This window comes from Mycobacterium sp. 1274756.6 (assembly GCF_001668625.1).
Taxonomy (GTDB): domain Bacteria; phylum Actinomycetota; class Actinomycetes; order Mycobacteriales; family Mycobacteriaceae; genus Mycobacterium.
Map to the genome: position 1 here is coordinate 1 of NZ_LZLJ01000055.1, position 6768 is coordinate 6768.

At 73.0% G+C, this 6768-nt stretch carries 8 protein-coding genes; 2 read left to right on the top strand and 6 right to left on the bottom strand.

Going from position 1 to position 6768, the window contains the following annotated elements:
- The 4 genes from A5643_RS07350 to rimP all read right to left on the bottom strand — a co-directional run.
- Positions 1 to 343, bottom strand: a 343-nt coding sequence (locus A5643_RS07350) for a translation initiation factor IF-2 N-terminal domain-containing protein (protein WP_197497674.1), incomplete at its 3' end; no start/stop codon positions are given.
- Between the two features lie 75 nt (positions 344 to 418).
- A complete protein-coding gene (locus A5643_RS17675) occupies positions 419 to 811 on the bottom strand; it encodes a YlxR family protein (RefSeq protein ID WP_502686222.1) in 393 nt (130 codons plus the stop codon).
- A gap of 10 nt (positions 812 to 821) precedes the next feature.
- Positions 822 to 1943, bottom strand: coding sequence for a transcription termination factor NusA (gene nusA / locus A5643_RS07355; protein ID WP_082948797.1), 1122 nt, complete (start codon positions 1941 to 1943; stop codon positions 822 to 824).
- Positions 1940 to 2497 (bottom strand): ribosome maturation factor RimP, encoded by a 558-nt coding sequence (gene rimP, locus A5643_RS07360; RefSeq protein WP_066853498.1) that lies wholly within the window; start codon positions 2495 to 2497, stop codon positions 1940 to 1942. Before rimP ends, nusA begins: the two co-directional genes overlap by 4 nt.
- A 180-nt stretch (positions 2498 to 2677) precedes the next feature.
- On the opposite strand from rimP, the gene A5643_RS07365 reads away from it, so the two are divergent.
- Together A5643_RS07365 and A5643_RS07370 are read left to right on the top strand one after the other, a co-directional pair.
- On the top strand, positions 2678 to 3166 hold the full coding sequence (locus A5643_RS07365) for a hypothetical protein (protein ID WP_066853500.1): 489 nt from the start codon (positions 2678 to 2680) through the stop codon (positions 3164 to 3166).
- The gene (locus A5643_RS07370; RefSeq protein ID WP_066853502.1) at positions 3163 to 3597 is read left to right on the top strand and encodes a ferritin-like domain-containing protein; all 435 of its coding nucleotides are present in this window, start codon (positions 3163 to 3165) and stop codon (positions 3595 to 3597) included. The genes A5643_RS07365 and A5643_RS07370 overlap by 4 nt, the downstream gene beginning before the upstream one ends.
- Here the strand turns inward: A5643_RS07370 and A5643_RS07375 are convergent.
- Both A5643_RS07375 and A5643_RS07380 read right to left on the bottom strand, forming a co-directional pair.
- The gene (locus tag A5643_RS07375) at positions 3566 to 5350 is read right to left on the bottom strand and encodes a proline--tRNA ligase (RefSeq protein WP_066853504.1); all 1785 of its coding nucleotides are present in this window, start codon (positions 5348 to 5350) and stop codon (positions 3566 to 3568) included. The two genes, A5643_RS07370 and A5643_RS07375, sit on opposite strands and share 32 nt — an antisense overlap.
- 36 nt (positions 5351 to 5386) lie before the next feature.
- The coding region (locus tag A5643_RS07380; RefSeq protein WP_066853507.1) for an MFS transporter at positions 5387 to 6768 on the bottom strand (1382 nt) is incomplete at its 5' end.

The following is a 6768-nucleotide window of genomic DNA, read 5'->3' on the forward strand; positions in this document are numbered from 1 at the left end:
GTGCCGGTGCCGGCGCCGGTCGCCCCGGCGGCGGTGGCGGTGGCGGCGGTTTCCGCGGTGGCGGTGGGGCGCCGTTGCCCGCGCTGGGGGCCGGTTCGGCCGGCGCGGCCGGTTTCGGCGCCGACGGGGCGGCCGGCGGGGCGGACTTCGCGGCCGGTTTGGCCGGCTCCTTCTTCTCCGGCTTGGGGCCGCCGAAGGATTCCAGCAGCCGGCGCGCGACCGGTGCTTCCACCGTCGACGACGCGGATTTGACGAATTCGCCCTGTTCGCTCAGTCGGGCGAGCACTTCCTTACTGGTGACACCGAGCTGCTTAGCCAACTGGTGTACGCGGGCCTTTGCCACTACTTCTCCTGTCCATGAGGCGACAGCGGTGGTCGGCCGCGCCTCGGTTAGCTATGACACATGGTCATCGGGTCTTCACGGTGTGCTCATGTTCTTCGTTGCCTGTCTGTCGTGCGGCGGGTCGAGCACCCCGAGGTGCTCGGCCACCGCAGTCGTGTCCGGTGAACCGGTGATCCGCAGCGCGCGGGTGAAAGCTCGCCGCCGAACGGCTGCGTGCAGACACCGCGGGGTGGGGTGCAACCAGGCGCCCCGCCCCGGCAGGTTACCCGCGGTGTCAACGGCGACGGCGAAGATTCCGTCCCCGGTCGACACCGCGACTGTGCGAAGCAGATCGACGGCCAGCTCTCGCTGCCGGCATCCGATACAAGTCCGGACCGGCTGGTGCCGGTGCGGACGGGGCTCGGAGGCCGATGACGCGTGCTGGACCACCGGTGAGTCTACCTTCACCCGCGCCGTGCTCCGAACCACCCGGATGCGCTCAGTGTTCGGGTCCGCCGGCGGCCGGCAGGTCGGCCTGGCCGGGGGCCGGCGCGGCGCCGGGAACCGCGCCGCCGGGCAGCCCGCCGCCCGGCTCGACCATCCCGGCCCCGCCGCCGGCGCCGTCGTCGGCGGGGTCACCGGCGTCGCTGCGGATGTCGATGCGCCAGCCGGTCAGCCGGGCCGCCAGCCGGGCGTTCTGGCCCTCCTTGCCGATCGCCAGGGACAGCTGGAAATCCGGGACGACGACGCGGGCGGCGCGGGTGGCCAGGTCGATCACGGTGACCGAGACCACCTTCGCCGGGGACAGCGCGTTGGCGACGAAGCGCGCCGGGTCCGGGTCGTAGTCGATGATGTCGATCTTCTCCCCGGCCAGCTCGCTCATCACGTTGCGCACCCGCTGGCCCATCGGCCCGATGCAGGCGCCCTTGGCGTTGAGGCCGGCGACCCGCGAGCTCACCGCGATCTTGGAGCGGTGCCCGGCTTCGCGGGCCACCGCGACGATGTCCACCGAGCCGTCGGCGATCTCGGGCACCTCCAACGCGAACAGCTTGCGCACCAGGTTGGGGTGGGTGCGGGAGAGGGTCACCACCGGTTCCCGCGGCCCGCGGCTCACCCCGACCACGTAGCAGCGCAGCCGGTCGCCGTGCTCGTAGGTCTCGCCGGGCACCTGCTCGGCGACCGGGATGATGCCCTCCGAGCCGGTGGTCTCGCTGCCGATGCGCACCACCACCAGGCCGCGCGCGTTCTGCCGGGCGTCGCGCTGGATCACCCCGCCGACGATGTCGCCCTCGCGGGCGGAGAACTCGCCGTAGGTGCGTTCGTTCTCCGCGTCGCGCAGCCGCTGCAGGATGACTTGGCGGGCGGTGGTGGCGGCGATGCGGCCGAACCCCTCGGGGGTGTCGTCCCACTCGCTGAGCAGGTTGCCGTCCTCGTCGGTCTCGCGGGCGATCACCTGCACCGCGCCGGTCTTGCGGTCGATCTCGATGCGGGCGTCGCTGTGGTGGCCCTCGGTGTGCCGGTAGGCGGTCAGCAGCGCGGATTTGATGGTCTCGACCACCACGTCCACCGCGATGCCCTTCTCCGCCTCGATCGCGTGCAGGGTCGCCATGTCGATGTTCACGCCCCGGCCTCCTCGCTGTCCACGCCCGCGGCGGCTCCCGCGCCGACCCCGGCCAACTCCAGTTCGCGGCGGTCCGGGCTGGCGAACTCGATCTGCACCACCGCGCGCGCGATGTCGGCGAACCGGATCTCGCGCAGCGTCCAGTCCTTGTCGGCTTTCCCGCCGGTGGCCACCACCAGCGCGACCCCGTCGGGGTCGGTGGCGCCGACCCGGCCGGTCAGTTCGGTGCCGTCGGTCAGCCGCACCGCGACCTTGCGGCCGCGGGCCCGCCGGAAGTGCTTTTCGGCGGTGAGCGGGCGGTCCACGCCCGGCGAGCTGATCTCCAGCAGGTAGCGCTGGGTGCCCGGGTCGCGGTCGAGCAGCGTCGAGGCGGTGCGGGACAGCTGCGCGATCGTGTCGGAGGTCAGGGCGGTGTCCCCGTCGGCGATCACGGTGATGCGGGGCGGCCGGGAGCGCGCATCGATGACGACGTCTTCGATTTCGTAGCCGGCTCGCGCGAACTCCGCATCGAGTAGCTCGATCACCTGAGTCTGTGAAGGTAGCCCGGTGGCCACGGCGAGCTCCTCATCTTGAGTTGTCCGGTCATCGCGTCGCCGGCGCCAGCGGCGGTCCGGCGAATCAGCCCCCCACGATACGCCAGATACGGCGGCCGCGGCCGCGAACGCCGCGACCTCCCGCCGGGGCGCGGCCGCCCGGTCCCCGGTGGCGGCGGCGGGCAATGGCAGGATGTCGCTGTGCCGAGCTCACCGCCCCCGTTCAGCCGGCGCCGGCTGCTGGCCGGCGGCGCGGCGCTGGCGTTGCTGGCCGTGCCGGCCGCCGGGTGCCAGAGCGCGCCGCCCCCGCCGCCCGACGAGCTCGTCGAGCAGGTGGCGCTGGCCCGCCGGGACGCCGATCTGGCGGCCGCGGCCGCCGCCGCCACGCAGGTGCCGCTGGCCGATCTGCTGGAGCAGGTCGCCGACCGCAGGCAGGCCCACGCCCGGGTGCTCACCACCGAGATCGCCCGGGTCGCGGCGACCCCGGCGACCACCGACACCACCACCTCGACCGCCGCGGGCGTGGTCACCGTCGAGCAGGTGGTGGCCGCGCTGCGCGAGTCCGCGCAGCGGGCCGGTGCCGCGGCGAGCGCCCTGTCGGGCTACCGGGCCGGGCTGCTCGGGTCGATCGCCGCGGCCTGCACGGTGGATTCCACGGTCACCCTCGCCGGCCCGGAGCCGGCGCGATGACCGACGCCGAGCAGGCGTTCTGCGACGCCCTGGCCGTGGAGCACGGGGTCATCTACGGCTACGGGATGGTGTCGGCGCACTCCCCCTTCGAGGTCAACGACCTGGTGGCGGCCGCGCTGCGCGAGCACCGGGCCCGCCGGGACGCGCTGGTCAGCATGCTCACCGCGCGCGGCGTCGACGCGCCGGTCGCCGCGGCCGGCTACGAACTGCCGATGCCGGTGACCGACGGCGGCCAGGCGGCGGCGCTGGCGGTGCGGATGGAGGACGACGCCGCGGTGGCCTGGCGCGCGGTGCTCGAGCAGGCCGAGACCGCCGAGGACCGCGAGTTCGCGGTGGGCGCGCTGACCGAGTGCGCGGTCACCGCCGCGCGGTGGAACGTGGTGCGTTCGGTGGCGCCGGTCACCGCGACGTTTCCGGGCGGCAGCGAGTAGCCAGCCGCTCGGCCAGGTCGTCGGCCAGGCGCTCGGAGACGGCCAGTTCGCCGGTCTGCCCGGCGAAGCGGTCGCGGAGCTCCACCACGCCGTCGGCCCAGCCGCGGCCGACCACCACGATCCAGGGCACCCCGAGCAGCTCGGCGTCTTTGAACTTCACCCCCGGTGAGGCGCCGCGGTCGTCGAGCAGCACCGCCACCCCGCGGCGGTCCAGCTGCTCGGCGAGGTCCAGCGCGCCGGCGCGGGCCTGGTCGTCCTTGTTGGCGATGACCAGGTGCACGTCGAACGGGGCGACCGCGGCCGGCCAGCGCAGGCCCAGCTCGTCGTGGTGTTGTTCGGCGAGGACCGCGACCAGCCGGGAGACCCCGATGCCGTAGGAGCCCATCGTCAGGCGCACCGGTTTGCCGTCCTCGCCGAGGACGTCGGCGGCGAACGCGTCGGTGTATTTGCGGCCCAGCTGGAAGATGTGGCCGATCTCGATGCCGCGGGCGCTGACCAGTGCGCCGGCCCCGTCCGGGGACGGGTCGCCGTCGCGCACCTCGGCGGCCTCGATGGTGCCGTCGGCGGTGAAGTCGCGGCCGGCGACCAGCCCGACCACGTGTTTGCCCGGCTGGTCGGCCCCGGTGATCCAGCTGGTGCCGTCGACCACCCGCGGGTCGACCAGGTAGCGGACCCCGTTGTCGCGCAGCGCTTTCGGACCGATGTAGCCCTTCACCAGGAACGGATGCTCGGCGAAGTCGCGCTCGTCGAGCAGGGCGTAGTCGGCCGGTTCCAGCGCGGCGGCCAGCCGTTTGTCGTCGACCTCGCGGTCACCGGGCAGCCCGATGCCCAGCAGCTGCCAGTCCCCGCCGGGGGCGCGCACTTTCAGCAGCACGTTCTTGAGGGTGTCGGCGGCGCTCACCGGCTCGCCGGCGGCGGTGGTGAGGCCCGCGCCGGTGGCCCAGTCCACCAGCGCGGCGATGGTGGGGGTGTCGCCGGTGTCGTGGACGACCGGCTCGGGAAGGCCGTCCAGCGGCAGCGGCGTCGGGCTGGGGGTGATCACGGCTTCGACGTTGGCCGCGTAGTCCGAGTCCGGGCAGCGCACGAAGGTGTCCTCGCCGACCGGGCTGGCGGCCAGGAACTCCTCGGAGGTCGAGCCGCCCATCGCCCCGGAGAGCGCGGAGACGACGACGTAGTCGATGCCCATCCGGTCGAAGATGCGCCGGTAGGCGGCGCGGTGGGCGGCGTAGGCGGCGGCCAGCCCGGCGTCGTCGACGTCGAAGGAGTAGGAGTCCTTCATCACGAACTCCCGGCCGCGCAGGATGCCGGCCCGCGGCCGCGCCTCGTCGCGGTACTTGGTCTGGATCTGGTACAGCAGTACCGGGAAGTCCTTGTAGGAGCTGTACTCCCCCTTGACGGTGAGGGTGAACAGCTCCTCGTGGGTGGGGCCGAGCAGGTAGTCGTTGTTGCGGCGGTCGGTCAGCCGGAACATGGTGTCGCCGTACTCGGTCCAGCGCTGGGTGGTCTCATAGGGTGCGCGCGGCAGCAGCGCGGGCAGCAGAATCTCCTGCCCGCCGATGGCGTTCATCTCCTCGCGGACGATCTGTTCGATGCGGCGCAGCACCCGCAGGCCCAGCGGCAGCCAGCTGTACAGCCCCGGCGCGACCGGGCGGATGTAGCCGGCCCGGATCAGCAGCTTGTGGCTGGGCACCTCGGCGTCGGCGGGGTCGTCGCGCAGGGTGCGCAGGAACAGTTCGGACATGCGGGTGATCACAGCGGGCCAGCTTATCGGTGCGGCCCGCCCCCGCGGTTACAGGTCGCCGGCGTCGAAGGCGTCCTTGACCTCCTGGGCCTGCGCGACCTGCTGGGAGGTGTAGCCGATCAGCAGCGCCGCCGCGCCGACGAGCACCGCGACCGCCGCCACCCACAGCAGCCCGTAGGTGTAGCCCTGGTCCAGGGCGTGCAGCTGGGCGTCGTTCATGTCCTTGACCGGGCCGGTGATCCCGCCCAGGTACAGGGTGCGGGAGGTGATGACGGCCTGGATGACGGCCAGCACCAGCGGCCCGCCCAGGTTCTGCAGCATCAGCGCGATCGCCGAGACCGGGCCGATCTGGTCGAAGCCCACCCCGGCGATGGCCGACAGGGTCAGCGGCACCACGATCGCCCCGATGCCGATCCCGCCGACGGTGATCGGCACCACCAGGTCGGGGAAGTAGGGGATGCCGGCGTGCAGCGTCGAGCCGTACAGCATCGCGCCGAGCACCAGGATGCCGCCGCCGATCACCAGGATGCGCGGGGAGAAGAACCGCACCAGCTGCGAGGACGCCCCCAGCCCGATGCCCATGCCGATCACGAACGGGATGAAGCCGATCCCGGCGCGCAGCGCCGAGTAGCCCAGGATGTCCTGCACGTAGAGCCCGATGAGCACGGTGAGGGTGAACAGCACCCCGCCGGCCAGAAAGATCGCCCCGAACACGGCCAGCCGGTTGCGGTCGTAGAACAGCTCGAACGGCACCACCGGGTTCGCCGCGGAGCGTTCGGCGATGATGAACGCGATCCCGCAGACCGCCGCCACCGCCCCCAGCCCCAGGGTGACCGGGGACAGCCAGCCGCTGACCGGACCCTGGGTGAAGGCGAACACCGCCGCGGTACAGCCCAGTGTGGCCAGCAGCGCCCCGGTGGCGTCCAGCTTCATCCGCTCCCGCACGGTCTCCCGCAGCGCGGTGCGGGCCAGGTAGATCATCACCAGCCCGATCGGCACGTTGACCAGAAACGCCAGCCGCCAGGACACCTCGGTGAGCGCGCCGCCGACCACCAGGCCCATCACCGAGCCGATCGCGGTCATCGCGCCGAACACCGCGGTGGCGGTGTTGCGGGCCGGCCCCTTGGCGAACGTGGTGGCGATCAGCGCCAGCCCGGTCGGCGAGGCGATCGCCGACCCGACGCCCTGCAGCAGCCGGGCGATCACCAGGGTCGGGGCGTCCCAGGCCACCCCGCACAGCACCGAGGCGATGGTGAACAGCGAGACCCCGACGATGAAGGTGCGTTTGCGGCCGATGGTGTCGCCGAGCCGGCCGCCCAGCAGCATCAGCCCGCCGAAGGTCAGCACGTAGGCGGTGATCACCCAGCTGCGCCCGGCGTCGGACAACCCCAGGTCGTCCTGGATGCGGGGCAGCGCCACGATCGCGACCG